Origin of the sequence: Mycolicibacter heraklionensis, from assembly GCF_001021505.1 — a bacterium.
GTDB lineage: Bacteria > Actinomycetota > Actinomycetes > Mycobacteriales > Mycobacteriaceae > Mycobacterium > Mycobacterium heraklionense.
Genome location: NZ_LDPO01000007.1, coordinates 112,996 through 133,032 on the forward strand (window position 1 = coordinate 112,996; position 20,037 = coordinate 133,032).

At 68.2% G+C, this 20,037-nt stretch carries 16 protein-coding genes and 1 pseudogene; 8 read left to right on the forward strand and 9 right to left on the reverse strand.

Features of this window, described 5'->3' with window-relative positions; all coding sequences use genetic code 11:
* Positions 1–32: 32 nt before the first annotated feature.
* Together ABW16_RS10785 and ABW16_RS10790 are read right to left on the reverse strand one after the other, a co-directional pair.
* Positions 33–2,108 carry an acyltransferase family protein gene (locus tag ABW16_RS10785; RefSeq protein WP_082134053.1) on the reverse strand — a complete coding sequence of 692 codons (2,076 nt, stop codon included), beginning with the start codon at positions 2,106–2,108 and terminating at the stop codon, positions 33–35.
* A 146-nt stretch (positions 2,109–2,254) separates the two neighbouring features.
* On the reverse strand, positions 2,255–3,055 hold the full coding sequence (locus tag ABW16_RS10790; RefSeq protein WP_047319168.1) for a rhomboid family intramembrane serine protease: 801 nt from the start codon (positions 3,053–3,055) through the stop codon (positions 2,255–2,257).
* 68 nt (positions 3,056–3,123) lie between these two features.
* On the opposite strand from ABW16_RS10790, the gene ABW16_RS10795 reads away from it, so the two are divergent.
* Positions 3,124–3,765: a class I SAM-dependent methyltransferase gene (locus ABW16_RS10795; RefSeq protein ID WP_047319169.1), complete on the forward strand. Its 642-nt coding sequence runs from the start codon at positions 3,124–3,126 to the stop codon at positions 3,763–3,765.
* Between the two features lie 29 nt (positions 3,766–3,794).
* Positions 3,795–4,247 carry a hypothetical protein gene (locus tag ABW16_RS10800; protein ID WP_047319170.1) on the forward strand — a complete coding sequence of 151 codons (453 nt, stop codon included), beginning with the start codon at positions 3,795–3,797 and terminating at the stop codon, positions 4,245–4,247.
* Between the two features lie 105 nt (positions 4,248–4,352).
* Here the strand turns inward: ABW16_RS10800 and ABW16_RS10805 are convergent, their stop codons facing one another.
* Together ABW16_RS10805 and ABW16_RS10810 are read right to left on the reverse strand one after the other, a co-directional pair.
* Positions 4,353–5,750 (reverse strand): PE-PPE domain-containing protein, encoded by a 1,398-nt coding sequence (locus ABW16_RS10805; RefSeq protein ID WP_047319171.1) that lies wholly within the window; start codon positions 5,748–5,750, stop codon positions 4,353–4,355.
* Positions 5,751–5,887: 137 nt separating this feature from the next.
* On the reverse strand, positions 5,888–6,505 hold the full coding sequence (locus ABW16_RS10810; RefSeq protein WP_230987304.1) for a TetR/AcrR family transcriptional regulator: 618 nt from the start codon (positions 6,503–6,505) through the stop codon (positions 5,888–5,890).
* Positions 6,506–6,630: 125 nt separating this feature from the next.
* Here ABW16_RS10810 and ABW16_RS10815 point away from each other — a divergent pair, with 125 nt between their 5' ends.
* The 4 genes from ABW16_RS10815 (at position 6,631) to ABW16_RS10830 (ending at position 12,159) form a co-directional block, all read left to right on the forward strand.
* Positions 6,631–7,077, forward strand: coding sequence for an MmpS family transport accessory protein (locus ABW16_RS10815; RefSeq protein WP_230987306.1), 447 nt, complete (start codon positions 6,631–6,633; stop codon positions 7,075–7,077).
* Complete coding sequence (locus tag ABW16_RS10820; protein WP_082134054.1) at positions 7,074–10,022, forward strand: MMPL/RND family transporter; 2,949 nt, start codon at positions 7,074–7,076, stop codon at positions 10,020–10,022. Before ABW16_RS10815 ends, ABW16_RS10820 begins: the two co-directional genes overlap by 4 nt.
* A gap of 85 nt (positions 10,023–10,107) precedes the next feature.
* The gene (locus tag ABW16_RS10825; RefSeq protein ID WP_047319173.1) at positions 10,108–11,457 is read left to right on the forward strand and encodes an FAD-dependent oxidoreductase; all 1,350 of its coding nucleotides are present in this window, start codon (positions 10,108–10,110) and stop codon (positions 11,455–11,457) included.
* Between the two features lie 30 nt (positions 11,458–11,487).
* A complete protein-coding gene (locus ABW16_RS10830) occupies positions 11,488–12,159 on the forward strand; it encodes a maleylpyruvate isomerase family mycothiol-dependent enzyme (RefSeq protein ID WP_047319174.1) in 672 nt (223 codons plus the stop codon).
* Positions 12,160–12,161: 2 nt separating this feature from the next.
* On the opposite strand, the gene ABW16_RS10835 is transcribed toward ABW16_RS10830, so the two are convergent.
* The gene (locus tag ABW16_RS10835) at positions 12,162–12,788 is read right to left on the reverse strand and encodes a hypothetical protein (RefSeq protein WP_047319175.1); all 627 of its coding nucleotides are present in this window, start codon (positions 12,786–12,788) and stop codon (positions 12,162–12,164) included.
* Between the two features lie 67 nt (positions 12,789–12,855).
* On the opposite strand from ABW16_RS10835, the gene ABW16_RS10840 reads away from it, so the two are divergent.
* A complete protein-coding gene (locus ABW16_RS10840; protein WP_047319176.1) occupies positions 12,856–14,904 on the forward strand; it encodes an MMPL family transporter in 2,049 nt (682 codons plus the stop codon).
* Between the two features lie 3 nt (positions 14,905–14,907).
* Here the strand turns inward: ABW16_RS10840 and ABW16_RS10845 are convergent.
* Positions 14,908–16,038 (reverse strand): annotated as a pseudogene (locus tag ABW16_RS10845) (aldehyde dehydrogenase family protein); the annotation flags it as partial.
* Positions 16,039–16,166: 128 nt separating this feature from the next.
* Between ABW16_RS10845 and ABW16_RS10850 the strand changes: the two are divergent.
* Positions 16,167–16,787, forward strand: coding sequence for a TetR/AcrR family transcriptional regulator (locus ABW16_RS10850; protein WP_047319177.1), 621 nt, complete (start codon positions 16,167–16,169; stop codon positions 16,785–16,787).
* Here the strand turns inward: ABW16_RS10850 and ABW16_RS10855 are convergent.
* From ABW16_RS10855 to ABW16_RS10865, 3 genes are read right to left on the reverse strand one after another with little or no spacing between them, the layout of a single operon-like run.
* Positions 16,756–17,700, reverse strand: coding sequence for an oxidoreductase (locus ABW16_RS10855; protein WP_047319178.1), 945 nt, complete (start codon positions 17,698–17,700; stop codon positions 16,756–16,758). The genes ABW16_RS10850 and ABW16_RS10855 overlap by 32 nt on opposite strands.
* Positions 17,701–18,204, reverse strand: coding sequence for an SRPBCC family protein (locus ABW16_RS10860; protein WP_047319179.1), 504 nt, complete (start codon positions 18,202–18,204; stop codon positions 17,701–17,703). It lies immediately after the preceding gene.
* Positions 18,205–18,233: 29 nt separating this feature from the next.
* A complete protein-coding gene (locus tag ABW16_RS10865; RefSeq protein ID WP_047319180.1) occupies positions 18,234–20,000 on the reverse strand; it encodes an N-acyl-D-amino-acid deacylase family protein in 1,767 nt (588 codons plus the stop codon).
* Positions 20,001–20,037: the final 37 nt, after the last annotated feature.

The following is a 20,037-nucleotide window of genomic DNA, read 5'->3' on the forward strand; positions in this document are numbered from 1 at the left end:
CGTTGCACTCACGCCGCGTTTGCCCGCGGTGGTCAGCTCAGCGATTCCTCCAGCCACGGCAGCAGCCACTTCACCCCTTCGGGCGTGAGGTGAATACCGTCGCTGCGGACCTTGATGCCGTCGACTTTGGCGGTGTAGGTGCCAGCCGGCCCCAGCTTCTTATTCAGGTCCATCACCGTGACGGCACTCCGCCCGGAGACCTCCCGGCGCAGCAGGGCGTTCCAGCGGTCCACCCGCTCCGGATTGTCCTCGGGCCACAGACTGCCGTCGGGCCGCTCGCCGTAACGGCTGTAGGGCACGGTCGTCACCACGACCCGGCTGCCGGCGGACTCCAGCACGTCGAGCGCACGGCGCAGCTCCGCGATCAGGTAGGCGTCGAAGGTCGGGTCGCCGATGTGCGACCACTGGCCCTCGTTGACTCGGTCCACGGTCTCCCAGCGGCCGACGAACAACAGCACGACGTCGGGCTGGTCGGCCTTGACCTGCCGCGTCCAGCGGGCCGGCCATCCGTCGCACTCCTTACCCTGATCGATGGTCTTGCCGGCCCAGCGGTACGGGCCGGCTCGCACGATGCTGCAGCCGACGACGGTGTGGTCGATGAAGTCATAGCCGGGGGTTTCCGGCAGATAGTGCATCAGCGTCCAGCCGATCGAATCCCCGAACACCGAGACGGTGCGCGGCCGGTTCGGGTCGTGGCGCACGGGCTGGGGCCGTGGCTTTTTGGGATCCGACAGCCGCGCCGGAGGCGACGGGGACACCGCCGCGGCCGCGGCCACATCCGGAGTCACGCCGTTCTCGGCCGTGGGCAGCTCGACGACCGGGACCACCAGCACGGTGACCGCCACCGCGGTGCCGCTGACCGCCGCCCCCAGCGGCAGCAGCGACACCCGCGCCGGCCGCCACCGGCGGATCGGTTCCTCGATGGCCCACCACGACAACGCAGCCAGCAAAAGCGTGGCGGCGCACCGCACGCCGAAGAGCGCCCACCCCGTCCATCCGGTGCGCTGGCCGTTGAGGACCAGGAAGACCGGCCAGTGCCACAGGTACACGCCGTAGGAGATAGTCCCCAGCCACACCAGCGGAGACCAGGCCAATGCCCGGGCGACCAGGCCGCTCTGGTGTAGGGCGACCGGGGCGATCACCGCGATCCCGGCGACGGCCACCAGGGTCAGCAAGCCGCCATGGAACTCCGCGGCCGTGCCGGTGGCGCGGTGGGCCGCCGTCGCCAGCACGGCCAGCCCGGCCAGCGGCAGCAGGCGAGCGACCCACAGCGCGCGGCGGGTCCGCACCACCGACCAGCCGGCGGTCAGCGCCGGCCAGTCCCCCACCAGCAGGGCCGCCGCCGCGGCACCGATCAGCAGGGCCTGCGCACGGGTGTCGGTGCCGAAATAGACGCGATCGCGGGTGGCCTCAGAGGCCAGCATCTCCGCGGCCGTCGCCGACGCCGCCGCCCCTGCGCTGGCCAACAGGAAGACCGTCAGCCGCACCCCACCGACGGTGGGCAGGCGGCCGCGGCGCCGGGCGAGGGCCCCCAGCAGCAACGCGATCGCGATGAGCAGCAGCGGCCAGAAGAAGTAGTACTGCTCCTCAACGCCCAGCGACCAGGTGTGCTGCAGCGGCGACGGGGTGCCGGCCTCGGTGAAGTAGTCCGTGTGCTGCGCGACGAACCGCCAGTTGGCCACCCAGAAAAAGGCGGCGATCGCATCCTCGCGCAGTCCCACCACCGCCTCCGACGGCAACAGCTCGTGCGCGATCGCGACAGTCAGCACCATGAGCACCAGGGCCGGCAGCAGACGCCGGATGCGCCGGATCCAGAACCCGGTGAGGTCGATCCGGCCGGTCCGGCCCAGCTCGTCGATGAGCAGCGAGGTGATCAGGAAGCCGCTGAGCACAAAGAACAGGTCCACGCCCAGGAACCCACCCGACAGCCCGGGGATGCCGCCATGGTCGGCCAGCACCAACCCGACGGCCAGCGCGCGCAGACCGTCCAGCGCGTGAATGCCCGGACGTCGTCGCTCCCGCCGAATCCGATCCGCGGCGCGCGCGGTGGCCAACCGGGCGGCACGCGGGGCCGGCGCAACCCAGCGGGACTTACCCGAGGTGCGCATCGAGGTGGCCCGGCGAGTCCGGTTCCCGGCCGGTCGACTCATGTCATCTTGGTCGCCGTGGGCGCCGATTGGTCGATCCTCTCGCTGGTGGACCACCGAAAGCTTAGGGGGCAAGCAGGCGTCTCAGCGGGATGACACGCTCGCGATCAGGAGACCAATTCGGCAGTGCGCCACCAGATCAGCGCGATGAACAGTGCCAGCAGCGCAAGACTGGCCACTGCCTGAATCCGGGTCCGGTTGGCCTGCGGCGGATAGACGTAGGCGAACGCGACCAGCACCCCGGTGATCAGACCACCGACATGTCCCTGCCAGCTGATGTGCGGAATGGTGAAAGTGAAGATCAGGTTGACCACGATCACCGCACCCACCGCGCGGACATCCATCCGCAGCCGGCGTCCGATGACCAGCGTGGCCCCGAACAGGCCGAAGATGGCGCCCGAAGCGCCTGCGGTCGCGGTGGTGATCGGCGCCAACAGGTAGACGGCAACCGAGCCGCCCAGTGCGCTGAGCAGGTACAGCGCGCTGTATCGCACCCGACCGAGCAGGCCCTCGAGTTGAGGTCCCACCACATACAGCGCCCACATGTTGAGCAGCAGATGCATCGGGCCGTAGTGCAGGAACGCCGACGTCACCAGGCGATAGATCTGCCCGTCGGCCACCGCCGGTGTCCACAGCACCAACTCGGACTCCAGCTCGTGCGACGACAGCTGCGCGACGAAAGCCAGCACGCTCAGCGCGATCAGCCCGTAGGTGACCACCGGTGTCCCCGAGGCAGCGCGGACCAGCGGCCGCGCCGCCCGGCGCACCGGCGTTCCGCCCGCCTGCGCGCACTCCACGCAATGCTGGCCGACGGCGGCGCTACGCATGCAGTCGCCGCAGATGTAGCGATCACAGCGGGTACAGCGCAGCGCGGTGGCCCGGTCGGGGTGCCGGTAGCAGACGGTCATGGCTATACCTTCTCAGAGCGGCCCGCTCAGGGCGCACTTGCCGGAGCGCTGGCGGTAGATTTCACGCCATGTCGTCTCAAGCTCCGCGCCAAGCGTTCAATGACGTCGTCACCCGGTTCTGGAGCTTCGCCGCTCCGGCCTATGACACCCGCTTCCTCCAACGTTGGGTCTATCGTCCGGCCCAGGACGAGCTGATTGCCGCGCTGCGCTCGCGCAAGCCGGCCCGGGTGGCCGACATCGCCTGCGGCACCGGCATCCTGGCCGACCGTATCGAACGTGAGCTGTCCCCCGAGGCGGTCTACGGGGTGGACATGTCCGACGGCATGCTCAACGAGGCACGGGAGCGCTCGTCGCGCGTGCACTGGCTGACCGGCCCGGCCGAAGCGCTGCCGTTCGAAGACGGGGCGCTGGATGCGGTGGTCACCAGCTCGGCGTTCCACTTCTTCAACCAACCGGCCGCGTTGCGGGAGTTCTACCGAGTGTTGGCGCCGGGCGGAATGGCGGCGGTCACGGGGATGAGCCCCCGGCTGTCCGATCCGCTCAAGGCGCTGACCGGGATCCGGTGGAATCCGGCGCGCCAGCCGACGCCGGCCGAGATGCGCACGCTGTTCACCGACGCCGGTTTCACCGTTCCGGACCAGCATCGCGTGGCGCGTCCGGCCTGGACGCTGGTGGTGTCGGATCTGATCACGGTCGGCGTCAAGCCGTAACGCTGCGGCCGTAGGTACCCTCGCCTGGTATGAGACCGAACAAGCTGGCCGGGACCGCGGCGGTCATGCTGGCCACGGCCTGGACAGGCTGGACGGCCACGGGGATCGCCGGGGCTGATCCGACCCCTGCTCCCCCGCCCGCGCCCAAGCAGGTGATCGACGGCGACGGCACCTACGCGGTCGGCAAGGACATCGTGCCCGGCACCTACCGCTCCGACGGGCCGCGTGACGGGGCGGCCTGCTACTGGCGCCGCATCGGCGGCGACAAGACCCTCGACAGCGCGATGACCAAGAAGCCGCAAGTCGTGCTGATCGAGCCGAGTGACACCGCGTTCCGGACCGACCGCTGCCAGACCTGGCAGCTGACCGAATGCCCGCCCACCTGCGCGCCGGTACCGCAGCAATCGGTGGGCCTGCCCGATGTCTTGAAGGGCTTCGTGCCGACGGCTCGGCCGCCGGCCCCCGCTCCCAGCGGCGGCTAGCGCTCAAGCCGCCGGCTCCACGCGCGAGTGTGAAACTCACGACGTGACACGCCGTGGACGCGTCGCCAAAGTCACGCTCGACCGGGCGCCTCAGTCAGACGACGATCAGAACAGGTCCTGCAGGGTGCTGCTGATGGACGAGGCGGTTTCCTGCAGCACCATGAATTCGATGCCCGCAGCCAGGGTCATCAAGCCCGTGCTCGCCGCGAGCGGCAGGCCGAAAGCGTCCAGCGGATCGGTCGCGATGTTGTCGGTGAACAGGGTGGCGGCGTAGGCCGGCAGGTTGAGCGTCAGCGCGGTGAGGATGTCGGCGGTCGGCAGCAGCGTGGCGTAGGCCTGCGAGAACGCCGAGGACAGCCCGTTGACGATATCGGTGAACGACGGCGTGCTGCCGGACACCAGATCGCCGACCATCGACGACGGATCGGCCGCCGCTGGGTGCTCCAGGTCGTTGAGGAACGCCTGGAAGCCCTCCTGCAGAGCGGGGCCCATGTTGTTCATCGCCGTGGTCAGTTGCTCGGTCGACGGGAACAGCCCAAACGTGGTGGGCACGTTGGCCTGGCCGACGTCCCAGCCCTGATTGTCGGGATTGTCGTAGCCCAGGTTGACGATCTGCGTCAGGGCCGGGTTCAGCAGGTCGACCAGCGCTTTGCCGATTCCCGGGATGCCCTCGAAGGGCCGCAGCAGCGGCAGCACCTGATCGTCGGCCATCGGGACCATGTAGTAAGTGGTCTTGCCGTCGTAGCCCTCGGTGGTCGGCAGCAGGATCGCGTTGTTGAGCTGGTCGGGCGTCAGATCCTGATAGGTGGGATGCACGTACTCGATGCCCAGGAACGCGTTGAGGTCGGCCAGGAAGTTCAGCGTGAACTTGGGGAAGTCGGCGAAGCCGTCGTACTCCTGGGTGTAGATGGTGGTGTCGTAGATGGTGTCCGGCGGGGTCGCGCCACTGAAGGTGATGCCCAGGCTCGGCAGGCTCAGCCCCTCGAAGCGCTCCAGCAGCCCGCCGTCGGGGTTGCTCGGGTCACCGACCAGCACGAACTTGACCGCGTCGGCGGCGACGCCGTCCTGTTGCAGGTGGGGCATCACCATTCCGGAGATGGTCGAGCTCTGCGATTCGCCGTAGACGGCGACGGTGTTGCCGAGCGCGACCTGCTGTTCGATGTCGCTGGTCAGGATGGTGGTGCCCTGAGCGAACGAGGTGTCGAACGGCAGGCTCTTGACCCCGGTATAGATCGGCGATCCGCCCTCGGGCGTGAACACACCCTGTGAGACGGCGCCCGGCAGAATCCGCTGGATGTAGGCGTCGCCACCGGCGATGTAGTCGGGTCCCGGGATGGGGGTGCCGGTGCCGCCGACGACCAGACCCACATCTTGGCCGGCGGCCAGCTGTACCGCTCGTAATACCAGTTCAGGCCCAGCCGACACCACCGGTGTCGCGGCGAGCATTCCGGCGCCGATCAGGGTGACACCGGCGGTGGCATAGGGACGAAGCGCTGTACGCATGGCATGTCCTCGGGACGCGGCAGAAAAACTCGATATCGCCAAGCCTATGACCGCCCGAGCTGAGCATTCAATGAAAATTGCCTGTAAGTCGCGAGGGCTTCCACAGTGGCCACGGACAGCTCACCGTGGTCGTCAACTCAGACGCGTTCGGCCTCGGCCAGCAGTAGCGTCGCACCGTCAACCAGCGTTCCGATCACCTCGTCGGTGCTGAAATTACTGAGCCACAGATTCGGTGTGTCGGTGCGATGCAGCATCGCGACGCCGTGCAGCGCCACCGACAACGCCGCGGCGATCCGGTCGGAATCGGGGTCCGACGCCGAATCCGGCGTCTCACCGCGACAGGCCAGCAATCCTCGGGTCACGACGGCCAGCGCCCGGCGAGCCGCAGGCGGGGCGTGGCCGTCCTGGGTCATCAGGGCGTAGCGCAGCGGATGGCGCTGCGCGAACGACACATACACCCGGCAGCCGATGAGCAGACGTTCCCGCGGGTCAGTGGCTTGCTGGACGTGCTCGGCGATCTCGTCGGAGACCTGAACCCAGCTCGACTCGGCTACCGCCTCGAGCACCCGCTCCAGGTCGTCGAAGTGTGCGTACACCGAGGGCGCGGCGATACCGGCCTCCCGGGCGATGCGCCGCAGCGAAACCTCGGCTTCGCTGTCCGCGCCGTCGATGACCCGAACAGCGGCAGCCAGGATCTCGTCGCGCAGCAGCGCGCCGTGACCTCGCAAATTGCGCCGACGAGGGGGAGTGGGCACGCGGTGATCCTAACGGTTTGTTAGTTGCCCTCACTTGCGTTCTGCATAACACATCTTCCGCGCAAGTGTGAGCTGGCACCATTTAACTTTACACTCGTTTCTTTACGATCGTAAGGTTAACGGCTATGAGCGCAATGAAAAAGCTTCGCGGACCGCTCGAACGGCTGTGGATCGTGCTGGTGATCATCCCCGTCGCCGCGATCGGCGGACTGGTCATCTACCGGTTCCACGGCGTGTTCGGCGCAGCCGGGGCGGCGGTTGCCGGGGGCACCGGTGGCGAGATCGTCTCCACCGTGCCGAAGTACGTCACCTACGAGCTCTACGGCCCCGCATCGACGTCGGGCCTGGTCAGCTACGTCGATGAGCGCGCCCAGTCCCAGGAAGCCCAGTTCCACTCGCTGCCCTGGTCGCTGACGCTGACCACCACGCAGCCGAGCGTGTTCGCCAACGTCATCGCCCAGGGCGACAGCCACGAACTGGGCTGCCGGATCACCGTCAACGGAGAGCTGCGCGACGAGCACCGGGCCGACGGCCACAGCGCCGCCACCTTCTGCGTGGTGAAAGCGGCATGAGCAGCCACCACAGCGCGACCGGCACAGGAGCACCTCGGTTCCCGCGGCTGATCCGCGCGTGCGCCATCCCGATCATCCTGTTCTGGCTCGCCGCGGCCGCCGCGACCAACCTGCTAGTGCCGCAGCTGGAGGTCGTCGGTGCCCGCAACGCCGTCTCGCTCTCCCCGCAGGACGCGCCGTCGGTGATCGCGATGAAGCACATCGGCGAGAAGTTCGGTGAGTTCACCAGCGACAGCGTGCTGATGATCGTGCTGGAGAGCGATGCCGAGTTGGGGTCCGACGCCCACCAGTACTACGACCGGCTGGTGGCGACCCTGCGAGCCGACACCGCCCACGTCGAACACGTGCAGGACTTCTGGGGCGACCGGGTCACCTCGGCGGGCTCGCAGAGTGAGGACGGCCGGGCCGCCTACGTGCAGGTGCATCTGGCGGGCAATCAGGGCTCGGCGCAGGGCGTGGAGTCGGTGGACGCGGTGCGCGAGATCGTCGAGGGGTCCGACCCGCCGGCGGGACTGCGCTCCTATGTGACCGGTCAGGCGGCGCTGGTCGCCGACACCAACGAGGCCGGTGACGCCTCGATGGTGAAGATGACCGGTATCACCATGGCCGTCATCGCGGTGATGCTGCTGGTGGTCTACCGCTCGATCGCGACCACACTGATCGGGCTACTGGTGGTGGTCACCGAGATGAGCGTGGCCCGCGGGCTGATCGCGGTACTGAGCAACTCCCACGTCTTCGCGATCTCGACATTCGTGGTCAGCATCCTCACCGCGCTGGCCATCGCCGCCGGAACCGACTACTGGATCTTCCTGATCGGGCGCCACCACGAGGCACGCAATGCCGGCGAAGACCGCGACACCGCCCAGAACACAACGCTGTCCAGCGTCAGCCACGTCATCCTGGGCTCCGGGTTGACGATCGCCGGGGCGATGCTGTGCCTGCACTTCACCCGGCTGAACTACTTCAACACCCTGGCGGTGCCGTGCGCGCTGGGCATGTTCACCATCCTGGCGATGGGGCTGACCTTCGCGCCGGCGGTGCTTGCGGTCAGCAGCCGGTTCGGGCTGCTCGACCCCAAGCAGGTCACCAAGACCGGCGGCTGGCGCAAGGTGGGCACCGCCGTGGTGCGCTGGCCGCTGCCGATTCTGGCCGCCGCCAGTGCCGTTGCGGCCGTGGGCGTTCTGGTGTTGCCCGGTTACAAGACCAGCTACGACAACCGGCACTACATCCCGGCCGGCGTCCCGTCCAACATCGGCTACGCCGCAGCCGAGAAGCACTTCAGCTCCGCGCGGATGAACCCCGACATGCTGATGGTCGAGTCGGATCACGACATGCGCAATCCCCGCGACATGCTGGTGCTGGACCGCATCGCGCGCAACATCTTCCGGGTGCCGGGCATCGAACGGGTGCAGAGCATCACTCGCCCGCTGGGACCGCCCATGGAACACGGATCGGTGCCGTTTCAGATCAGCGCGCAAGGCGTCACGATGGCCGAGAATCTGCAGTTCCTCAAGGCGCGCCTCGATGACACCCAGACGATGGCCGACCAGCTCTCGTCGATGGTCGCGGTGATGGACCGGCTGCACGGACTGACCGTGCAGCTCTCCGATGCCACGCACGGCACCGACGAGGCGACCCACGAGATGGAAGGCACCATGGCCGAGGTCCGCGACCGCATCGCCGACTTCGACGACCAGTTCCGCCCGTTGCGCAACTATTTCTATTGGGAGCCGCACTGTTTCAACATCGGCATCTGCAATGCGTTCCGCTCGGCGTTCGACGCCACCGACGGCTTCGACCAACTGGCGGAGAACACCGCCACGCTGGCCCAGCAGCTGGACCGGGTCGACGGGATCACCCCGCAGATCGCCGATCAGATCCCGCCGATGATCGCCATCACCACCACCATGCGTGACCTGATGCTGACCATGCACAGCAGCTTCAGCCAGGTGGTGACGCAGCTCGAGCAGATGACCGACACCGCAGCGGTGATGGGCCAGGTGTTCGACGACGCCAAAAACGACGACATGTTCTACCTGCCGCCGGAGGCGTTCGACAGTCCCGACTTTCAGCGCGGGATGGAGTTGATGATGTCGCCGGACGGCTCTGCGGCCCGCATCCTGATCACCCACGACACCGACCCGGCGACCGTCGAGGGCATCTCGCACGTCGGCGCCGAGCTCCAAGCCGCCAAGGAAGCCGTCAAGGGCACCCCGCTGGCCAAGGCGAAGTTCTATCTGGGCGGCACCGCCGCCACCTACGCCGACATCCAGACCGGTGCGCACTACGACCTGTTGATCGCGGCGATCGCGGCCATCGTGTTGATCTTCGTGGTGATGCTGCTGATCACCCGGGCGCTGGTGGCCTCGATCGTGATCGTGGGCACCGTGGTGCTGTCGCTGGCATCTTCGTTCGGGCTGTCGGTGCTGTTGTGGCAGTACGTGTTCGGCATTGAGTTGCAGTGGCTGGTGATCGCGATGAGCGTGATCGTGCTGCTGGCGGTCGGGTCGGACTACAACCTGCTGGTGGTCTCGCGGATGAAGGAGGAGATCTACCGCGGGACCGCGACGGGGCTGCGCACCGGGCTGATCCGGGCGATGGGCGCCACCGGCAAGGTGGTGACCGCAGCCGGCATGGTGTTCGCCTTCACCATGATCGCGATGATCGCCAGCGACCTGCGGTCTGTCGGCCAGATCGGCACCACCATCGGGCTGGGCCTGCTGTTCGACACGTTCATCGTCCGCAGCCTGATCACTCCGTCGATCGCGGCGCTGCTCGGCCGGTGGTTCTGGTGGCCGATCAACGTCCACCGGCGGCCGGCGCCGATCCCGGCTGAGCCGCCGTCCCCCGCCCGTGCGGACAGCGTCGCCGCCGCGCCAACGCCGCAGGTCTTCGCATCGACACCGACACTTCCGATGGCGCCGCCACCCGTCCCGGCGGGCTAGGAATCTTACTGTTACGCCAAGATACTCTTATTTTTCTTAATTTTCCTGTATCGTGGGTCCCTTGCGTCACGGAGAGGGGCTTGCGATGGTCAGTTCGGGTACGTCAGCGGTGGTGTTGGGAGCCGGGATAGCCGGGTTGCTGGCGGCCCGAGTGGCGTCGGAGTCCTACGACTCCGTCACCGTCGTGGACCGCGATCGGCTCCCCGATCACCCGGCCCAGCGCAGAGGGGTCCCGCAGGGACGGCATCTGCACAGCTTCCTGACCCGAGGCACGGGCATCCTCGGCGAACTGTTTCCCGGGATCCTCGACGAGCTGGCCGCCGCCGGCGCGGTGGTGATCGACAACGGCGATCTGTCTGGGCGCTACGCCCGCATCGGCCGCCATGAGCTCAACCGCACCGGCACGCTCGCCGATCCCCAGGCCCTGGCGATCTACAGCGCGAGCCGGCCGTTCATGGAGTTCCACGTCCGCCGGCGCGTCGACAAGCTCAGTAACGTCGCGTTTCTCGACGGCCACGACGCGGTCGAGCCGGTGCACGATCGGGGCGTCGTTCGCGGTGTGCGGGTCACGAATCGGGACAACAAGCTCACCCAGGTTCTGCACGCCGACCTCGTCATCGACGCGACCGGACGAGCCTCGCGGACTGCCGAATTCCTGGCGGCAAACGGGTTCGGCTGCGTGCCGGATCACCGCCTTCGCCCCGCTTGGGCCTACTCCAGCCAGCTCCTACGCATCCCGCCCGGACTGCTCGACGACCAGATGGTCTTCGTCAACCAGGGGCGCGCCTATCCCGGTCTGCTGCTGGTGGCCTACGAGCACGACACCTGGATGCTGTCGATTGCTCGGCACAGCGACTATGGCTCTCCCCCAAGGACCTTCACCGCCATGCAGGTCGCGGCCAAGCAGATTCTCCCGGCATCGATCATGGCTGGGTTGCGCGACGCCACACCGGTCGGCGACATCGCGGTCTCCCATGACACCGGGGCACGGTGGCACCGCTACCACCAGATGCCGCGCTTCCCCGAAGGGCTGGTGGTGATCGGCGACGGCCTCTGCCGGCTCAATCCGCTGCACGGGCAAGGCATGACGGTGGCGGCACTGCAGGCGCTGGCCCTGCGCGACTGTCTGGCAGAGGGTGGGCCAGACCTGTCGCAGCGCTTCTTCCGCGCGGCGGCCACCCAGATCGCACCGATCTGGGCGGCGAACGCAGCCCAGGATCGTCCCGTGGCCAACGATCGCCCGCACCCGATCCGCCGCCGACTGGGCGGGTGGTTCACCGAGGCGGTGGGGACCGCCGCGTCCCGCGACATCGCCGTGACCGAGCGGTTCCTACGAGTGCGCAACCTGGTGGATTCCCCATCACGGTTGCGCGATCCGGTGCTGCTGGCCCGCATCCTGCTGGCCAACCTGCGCGGCACGGGATTCGCGTCATGACGCACCGGCGCCACGACACCGGAGGCTCCCATGCTTGACGCCATATACCGGGCCGCGCGCGGCAGGATCAGCACCCTGGCCGCCGGACTCACCGATGACCAGCTGCGCATTCCGGTTCCGGCGACTCCGGGCTGGTCGGTGCACGACGTGCTGGCACACCTGGCCGGTGGCGCCGCTGACGTCTTGGCGCAGCGGCTCGACGGCGCGCCGGGTGAATACTGGACCGCACGGCACGTCGCCGAACGACGCGAACGCACGGTCGGCGACCTGCTCGACGAGTGGGAGCACGCCTCCCCGGCGGCCGAAGCGAGTCTGCCCGAACGGTTCACCGGCCCGAACCTGGCCGCGGACGTGATCTGCCACGAAGGAGACCTCTGCGAGGCGTTGGGCCTACCGCGAACCGACCGCGAGCACTGGCAGCCATTCCTGGACGTGTTGGGTCGCCTGCCTGGCCGGCTGCTAGGCGACACCGCGACGCTGGTGATCAGCGATGAGCTGGGACAGCAATGGCGTTGCGGCTCCGGAGAATCCGTGACCACTTTGCGGGCCGACGGCTACGAGCTGATGCGCGGCCTGTTCAGCAGACGCTCCCGCAATCAGATCGCCGGATGGGACTGGTCTCCCGAGCCATCGGCGCAACTGGTCGACAGCTTCGGTGTTTTCGGGCACCGCGACGACGATCAGCCGATCCCGGCCTGCTGACCTCAGGCGGCGCAGGAGGTCAACCGCGGCGGAGAGAACGCCACCGACCCGACCCCGCCGTCGACGGCTCCGTTGTTGGCGAGTTGCATCGTCGTCACGTAGGTACAGGTTTGAATCTCGGTGGATAAATTGAGGTAGACCACGTTGTAGGTGTAGGCGAACCTGCGGACCAACTGCTTGGCATCCCAGGGCACATCCAGCACGAAACCGAGCGATGAGTCGAGTGTCCGGATCCAGATTGCCCGCTCACCGGTCTCACCGAGCGACGGCACCACCGAAAACGCCGAACCGTCCGGTTTGGTGCCGGCGATGCTGAGGCTGTCGATGCGGTAGCCGGTGGCTTCCGCCGGTACCGGCGGCCCGGGCTGAATCCTGGTGGTGAACTGGATGGAGTAGTTGGTGCCGCCGCCAATCGCCCTGGTGGTGGAGAAGCTGGTCCAGCTGAATTCCTCCGGCAACTCCACAGCGCAGTTGTCGACCACCTGGTACGGATCGCCGCACCCGGGTGAGCCGGCCGGCGCCGCCAGTGCACGCGGGCCGGCGAGCGCGGCGCCGAAGACCGGCACCGCCCAGGCGGCACCGCGCAGGAAGATGCGGCGCGAGATCGCCGTCTTCGCACTGCTGGTCACGAGCCTCACAGTAGGCGATCAGAGCGCATCCGGTTGTTCGGCCAAAGTTTCGTGCGATGCTCGCCGGATGGTTTGGGAGCGATTGTCCGCCGCCGTCAGCGGCCGCCGATCCTGGCTCGTTGCGCTGGTGCCGATCCTGATCGCCGTCGCGCTGATGGTGCTCAGCAACGACAACGGCGCCGCCACCCAATCGCCCGAGTCACTGCCGGCCAGCGCCGAATCAGCCCGCGCCGCCGCGGCGCTGTCCACCTTCGCCGGCGGGGAGCAGGCGACCGCGCTGCTGGTCGCCACCCGCACCGACGGTGCGCCGTTGACACCAGACGACCTCGCGGCGGTGACTGCGGCCCGCGACCGTATGACGAAGGTGCCCCAGGTGCTCACCGGGCCGGCCCCGCCGGTGCTGCCGTCCACCGACCACCAGGCGGCCCTGGCCACGGTGCCGTTGAACGCCGAGTTGTCCGGTTTCGGGCTCACCGATGCGGTCAAGGCCTTGCGGGCCGCTGCCGCCGACGGTCTGCCACCGACGCTGTCGACCCACATCACCGGCGGGCCGGCGTTCGGCGCCGACATCGCCGACGCCTTCACCGGCGCCAACGTCACCCTGTTGGCGGTCACCGCGCTGGTGGTGGCGCTGCTGTTGATCGTCACCTACCGCTCGCCGGTGTTGTGGCTGGTGCCGCTGATGGTGATCGCGTTCGCGGATCGGGTGGCCACCGTGGTGGGGTCCGATGTCGCGCGCGCCGCGGGGGTGACCTTTGACGGCTCCACCGCGGGCATCACCAGCGTGCTGGTCTTCGGGGCCGGGACCAACTATGCGCTGCTGCTGATTTCGCGCTACCGGGAAGAACTGCGCACCGAGCACGAGCATCGGGTGGCTCTACGCCGCGCGGTGGCCGCCGCGGCCCCGGCGATCCTGGCCAGCAACGCCACCGTGGTGCTGGCTCTGCTCACGTTGGTCTTGGCGGTCACTCCGAGCACCCGCAGTCTCGGGATCTGCGCCAGCTGCGGGCTGGTGGTGGCCGCGGTGTTCGTGTTGTTTCTGCTGCCCCCGCTGCTGGCACTGTTCGGCCGAAAGGTGTTCTGGCCGTTTATTCCTCAAGCTACGGGCGACGCGGACACGCCCGCCGGCCCGTGGCACCGCGTCGCCGATGCCGTTTCGCGCCGCCCGGCCGTGGTGTGCACAGCGGCGGTCGCGGTTCTGGCGGTGTCGGCGGCGGGACTGCTGGGTGCCAAAATCGGGTTGTCGCAGACTGAGCAGTTCCGGTTGCAGGCCGACTCGGTGACCGGCTTCGATACGCTGGCAGAACACTTTCCGGACGGCGCCGCGAGTCCGACGGTCGTGATCGGCCCCACCGCCCGGTCTCGGCAACTCAAGCAGGCGATCACCGCGGTCCCGGGCGTCGTCTCGGTGGTCCAGACGGGTGTCTCCGAGACCGGACGAACCATGTGGTCGGTGGTGCTCAACGCCGCACCGGCGACCGATGCGGCTTTCAGCACCATTGCCGGACTTCGAGATTCGGTTCGTGCGGCGGACGCGCGGGCGTTGGTGGGTGGCGCCGACGCACAGGCCCTCGATGTCCGCGACGGGGCGGTGCGCGACCGCACGGTACTGATCCCGCTGATCCTGCTGGTGGTGCTCACCGTGTTGTTCGTGCTGCTTCGGGCGGTGTTGGCCCCGCCTGTCCTGGTGGCGGCGACGGTGCTCAGCGCGGTCGCCGCGCTCGGGTTGGGTTGCTGGGCCAGCCTGCACCTGTTCGGGTTTCCGGCGCTGGACAACAGCACTCCGCTGTTCGCGTTCCTGTTCCTGGTAGCGCTGGGAGTGGACTACACCATCTTCCTGGTGACCCGTGCCCGCGAGGAGACCCCCACACACGGCACCCGCGGCGGCATGGTGCGCGCGGTGTCGGCCACCGGCGGGGTCATCACCAGTGCCGGCATCGTGCTGGCCGCGGTGTTCTGCGTGCTCGGGGTGCTGCCGTTGATCGTGCTGACCCAGCTGGGCATCATCGTCGGTCTTGGAATCCTGTTGGATACGTTCGTCGTTCGCACCTTGGTGATTCCGGCGCTGTTCGCACTGATCGGCGATCGAGTGTGGTGGCCCAATCTGCCGCGCTGACCTCTACAGCGCCGCCCAGATCGACTTGGTCTTCAGATAGCCGTCGATGCCCTCGTAGCCGAACTCGTGGCCCATACCGGACTGCTTGTAGCCGCCGAAGGGCACGTTGTGATCGAAGACCAGCTGGCAGTTCAACGTCACGGTGCCGGCCTGCAGGCGCTTGCCCAGGTTGTGGGCGCGAGCCAGGTTGGTGGTCCACGCCGTGGCCGCCAGGCCGTAGCTGGTGTCATTGGCCATCGCCACGGCCTCGTCGTCGTCGTCGAACGGCAAGATGGTGACCACCGGCCCGAAGATCTCTTCCCGGTACAGCCGGCTGGTGGCCGGGTCGATGTTGGTCAGCACGGTCGGCTTCACGAAGTAGCCCTTGCGGTCCACCCGGTATCCGCCGGACACCACCTCGACGCCGTCCTTGCGCCCCTGGTCGATGTAGCCCATGACGCGCTCGAGTTGCTTGGCGCTGACCAGTGGGCTGATCATGGCGCCCTCGTCCTTGGGCCCGCCGAGTACCAAGTTTTCCCCGATCATCGCGATGCCCGCGACGACGCGCTCATAGACGCTGCGCTGCACGAAGATCCGGGAGCCGCAGACACAGCCCTGACCGGAGTGCACGAAGATACCCATCGCGGCCATCATGATTGCCATGTCCAGGTCGGCGTCTTCGTAGATCAGCACCGGGGATTTGCCGCCCAACTCCAGCGTCACCTTCTTCAGGTTGTCCGCGGAGTTGCGCATGATCTCCTTGCCGACATCCGTCGATCCGGTGAACGCGACCTTCTCCACATCGGGGTGGCTGGTGATCGCCGCACCGGCCGTGGCGCCATAGCCGATGACGAAGTTGGTGACGCCGTCGGGAACCCCGGCTTGGGCGATCAGCCGTTCCAGCAGCACCGCCGACAGCGGCGTCTCCTCCGCCGGCTTCACCACGCTGCTGCAGCCGGCCGCCAGCGCCGGGGCGACCTTGGCGCAGGCGTTGAACAGCGGGCCATTCCAGGGATAGATCAGGCCCACCACGCCGTACGGTTCCTTCAAGGTGTAGGCGTGCATGTTGGCGTAGGTGCTGTTGACCCCGCCCTCCATCTGCACCTGGTAGCTGCTGCCGTTGAGCTTGGTGCACCAGCCCGCGTAGTACCGGTAGAGATGCTGTGCACCTGCTTAGCATTCGGGACACGACGCGGTCAACAGCGGGCGTTGCGCCGGCGGGCGGCGCCCGGGGTTACCGTTCCGGCTATGAATCGGCGGCGCACTCCGGCACTGCGGTTCTGATGCGTACCCGCGGTTGGGGCGGGAATGTGCCCGCGAGCGACGAGGAGGCGGTGGCACGGATTCTGCGGGCCACCCGCCAGACCATCGACGAACGCGGCGAGCAGACCAGCATCGCCGACGTCGCACGCACCCTCGGCGTCACCCGGCAGACGGTCTACCGCTATTTCCCCAGCACCGAGGAGCTGCTGACGGCCACCGCGGCCGACGGCGCCGGCGCCTTTCTGGACCAGCTCGCCGAAGCGCTGGCCGGAATGACCGATCCCGGCGAAGCCGTCGCCGAGGGCATCGCGCTCACCCTGGAACGCCTCCCCCACGACCCTTATGTCGGTCTGCTGCTGCGCACCCAACAGGCCAGCGCCTTCGCCGTCACCGTCACCACCGACACCGGCCGAAGCTTCGGGCACTCCCTGCTGGAGCGCCTGGATGTCGACTGGACCGGCTTCGACGATCAGGGCATCGACGACATCATCGAGATGGTGCTGCGCACATTGCAGTCGTTCATCCTGGCACCGCTGCCGGCATCGGGCGAAGAACTGCGGCGTCTGCTGCGCCGGTGGATCGCCCCGGCGGTGAGCGCAGCGCGCAGCGCTACGCCGGATCGCGCGTCAGCGAGTAGGTGACCCCGGTGAGCTCTTCGGCGACGGTCCACAACCGCCGCTGCGCGTCGGGGTCACAGGCTCGGCCGGCGGCCCGAACCAACACCGGCGGGCCGATCTGCTCGAAACGCCCGCCCGGGCCGTAGAACTGACCGCCCATGGCGGCCGGGTCGGTCGCTGCCCGCAACATCGGCAGCGCCCCCTCGGCCGGCCCCTGGGTGAACCACCCCGTCACATAGCGAGACCGGCTGTTGAACACCCAGCGGACCGCCCGGGACTGCTCACGCAGGATCGAGGTGCGGGTGCCCCCGGGGTGCGCCGCCAGCGCGATCGCCGGGCTGGCAGACGATTCCAGCCGCCGCTGCAGTTCGAAGGTGGCCATCAATTGGGCAAGCTTGGACTGGGTGTAGGCCACCGCGGGGGTGAACGACTTCGCCAACTGCAGATCGTCGAACGCGATCCGGCCACTGCGGTGGGTCTTGCTGCTCACCGCGATGATCCGTCCCGCCGCGGAGGCGAGCACCCGATCCAGCAGCAGTCCCGTCAGCGCAAACGGCCCGAGGAAGTTCGTGCCGAAGTCACCCTCGAAGCCGTCCACCGTCAGCTGCCGAGTCTGATGCATGACACCGGCGTTGTTGACCAGGATGTCGATGACGGGATAGCGCGCCCGCAGCTCATCCGCGCAAGCCCGCACCGAGGCCAGGTCACTGACGTCCAGACGAACCACGTCGACGCGCGCGGCCGGAGCCGACTGCAGAATGTCTTGCCGGGCCGCCGTGGCCGCGTCGGTTTTGCGGCAGGCCAGCACGACCGTGGCGCCGAGGATCGCCAGCCCCCGCGCGACTTCCAGGCCGACCCCGGTGTTGGCCCCGGTCACGACCGCTACCCGGCCGGCCTGCGGAGCACCCTGCTCCGGTGACCATCCGGACGCGCTCATCTACCCGCGGTCCGCCGTCGCGAACCGCTGGTCGGTATAGCGGCGCAGGTTGGCCAGGAATCGGCGAAACCCCAGATTCATCAACGGCCCGCTGATCGGCGAGAACCACGCTGCAGGGCCGGTCAGCCGATTGGCCAGCGTCCAGGTGAGCCGGCAGCCCTGGGCGGTCGGCTCGATGATGTAGTCCTCGACGAACACCGCCAGCGCCGAGGTCGAGCTCGCGTTGAAGCGAAATGCCATGTGCCGTCCCGGTTCCCAGGCCAGGAACTCCTCATCGCCGACGATTCCTCCCCGCATGTCCACGAGCCGGGTGGTGCCGACACCATGCGGCTCGGGGCTGGTCCAGGTCACCTTGGTGATCACCGACGCCCAGTGTGGCCAGGCTTCGGCGTCGGCCAGCACCTCCCAGATCTCGTCGGGCGTCACGGCCAGGTCGACGCTGTTGCTGAACCGCTGCGGGGCGCGCTCGAGGAAGTCGAGGCCGACCTGCTCACACGGGTGCATCCGAGACAACTGTTGATTCCCTTCCAGTCTTACTGGCGCGCTCCGCGCACCAGCCGCCCCGGCCGCGCACCGGTGTCGGCGCCGTTGCGCCGGGTGACGGTACCGCTGACGATCGTCGCAACATACCCGCTCGCCCCCTGCAGCAGACGGCGCCCGCCGGCCGGGAGGTCATAAGCCATCCGAGCCGGATGCAGGGTCAGCGACTCCATGTCGATCACGTTGATGTCGGCCTTCTTGCCGACCTCGATCACCCCGCGATCGTTGAGGCCGAACAGCTGCGCGGTGTCCCGGCACTGTTTGCGCACCACATACTCCAGGGGCAGCTTGTCGCCGCGATGCCGGTCGCGCGCCCAGTGTGTGAGCAGGTAGGTGGGATAGGAAGCGTCGCAGATCATTCCGCAGTGCGCGCCACCATCCGAAAGCCCGAGCACACCGGCGGGGTGGGTGAGCATCTCCCTGATCGCGTCGTGGTTGCCGTCGGCGTAGTTGAAGAACGGCAGCATCAGCATCGCGCCGGCGTCGGCCGCCAGCATCAGGTCATACAGGGTTGCCAACGGATCCTCGCCGCGCGCCGCGGCGATCGCCGCGACCGAGCGGTCCGGCGTGGGCTCGTAGTCCGGCGGGTCGCCCAGGTCGTAGATGCGGTGCAGCGAGTGCTGCACCAGCGCGAACATGGCGTCGAACTGCACCGCGGCGTCGACGGGCAGATCCTCTTCGGACAGGATCGCCGCCTTGACAGCCGGATCGGCGAGCCGCTGCGCCAGTTCGTCGCGGCGGCATTCTTGCTTCAACCGCCGATAGGTGGGCCGGTGGGTAAAGGCGTGATGCCCGGGAAAGCCCAGCAGCATGCCGAAGGGACGCGCGGCGATCTGCGGATACAGCGCACTGCCGGCCTGATGTGCGGCCGCGGAGATGTCGAGCTGCTCGCGCCACAGGTTCGGGTCGGCGTCGACCTGAATCAGTGCGAACGACACCGGCCGGTCGATCTCGGCGCCGAGGCGCTGCATCCATTCGAGTTCTTTCTTCGGCGCGATGATGTCCTCACCGGCCGCCCCCTGCGGGGCCAGCTCGAAGACCGCCTGGCCACCGGCGGCCATCGCCCGGCCCATTCCGAACAGTTCGTCTTCGGCGGCGAAGGTGCCCGGCACCGGCTCGCCGTCCATCGCCCGGTGCGCCAACGTGCGAGACGTCGAAAAGCCCAGTGCCCCAGCCTCGATCGCCTCCTGGACCAGTCGGCTCATGGCCGCGATGTCGTCGGGGGTGGCCGGCTCGTTGCGGGCACCACGGTCGCCCATCGCATAGGCGCGAATCGCTCCGTGCGCCACTTGGCTTCCGACGTCGACGGCGAGGCTCTGGCGGTCGAGTACGTCGAGGTACTCGGGGTAGCTCTCCCATCCCCAAGTGATGCCTTCGGTCAGCGCGGTGCCCGGAATGTCCTCGACACCCTCCATCAGCTTGATCAGCCACTCCTCGCGGCCCGGCCGGACCGGGGCGAAACCGACGCCGCAATTGCCGGTGACAACCGTCGTCACGCCGTGGCCGCTGGACGGTTCCAGCAGGTTGTCCCAGCTGACCTGTCCGTCGTAGTGGGTGTGGATGTCGACGAAGCCCGGTGCGACGACTTTGCCGGTGGCGTCGATCGTTTCGGCCGCGTCACCGGTCAGACCCGGATCATCGGTTCCGGTGCGGCGGTGGACCGCCACGATCCGCCCGTCCCGGACACCGACGTCGGCGAGGTAGCGGTCCGCCCCGGTCCCGTCGACGACGGTGCCACCGGTGATCGTGAGGTCATACACAGCCAACTCCCTTGTTCGTGGCGCCCGACACGGCTGA

Coding starts and splice junctions, on each gene's coding strand:
- ABW16_RS10785 (WP_082134053.1), bottom strand. CDS start 2,108: ATGCGCACCTCGGGTAAGTCCCGCTGGGTTGCGCCGGCCCCGCGTGCC.
- ABW16_RS10790 (WP_047319168.1), bottom strand. CDS start 3,055: ATGACCGTCTGCTACCGGCACCCCGACCGGGCCACCGCGCTGCGCTGT.
- ABW16_RS10795 (WP_047319169.1), top strand. CDS start 3,124: ATGTCGTCTCAAGCTCCGCGCCAAGCGTTCAATGACGTCGTCACCCGG.
- ABW16_RS10800 (WP_047319170.1), top strand. CDS start 3,795: ATGAGACCGAACAAGCTGGCCGGGACCGCGGCGGTCATGCTGGCCACG.
- ABW16_RS10805 (WP_047319171.1), bottom strand. CDS start 5,750: ATGCGTACAGCGCTTCGTCCCTATGCCACCGCCGGTGTCACCCTGATC.
- ABW16_RS10815 (WP_230987306.1), top strand. CDS start 6,631: ATGAGCGCAATGAAAAAGCTTCGCGGACCGCTCGAACGGCTGTGGATC.
- ABW16_RS10820 (WP_082134054.1), top strand. CDS start 7,074: ATGAGCAGCCACCACAGCGCGACCGGCACAGGAGCACCTCGGTTCCCG.
- ABW16_RS10825 (WP_047319173.1), top strand. CDS start 10,108: ATGGTCAGTTCGGGTACGTCAGCGGTGGTGTTGGGAGCCGGGATAGCC.
- ABW16_RS10830 (WP_047319174.1), top strand. CDS start 11,488: ATGCTTGACGCCATATACCGGGCCGCGCGCGGCAGGATCAGCACCCTG.
- ABW16_RS10840 (WP_047319176.1), top strand. CDS start 12,856: ATGGTTTGGGAGCGATTGTCCGCCGCCGTCAGCGGCCGCCGATCCTGG.
- ABW16_RS10850 (WP_047319177.1), top strand. CDS start 16,167: ATGCGTACCCGCGGTTGGGGCGGGAATGTGCCCGCGAGCGACGAGGAG.
- ABW16_RS10855 (WP_047319178.1), bottom strand. CDS start 17,700: ATGAGCGCGTCCGGATGGTCACCGGAGCAGGGTGCTCCGCAGGCCGGC.
- ABW16_RS10860 (WP_047319179.1), bottom strand. CDS start 18,204: ATGCACCCGTGTGAGCAGGTCGGCCTCGACTTCCTCGAGCGCGCCCCG.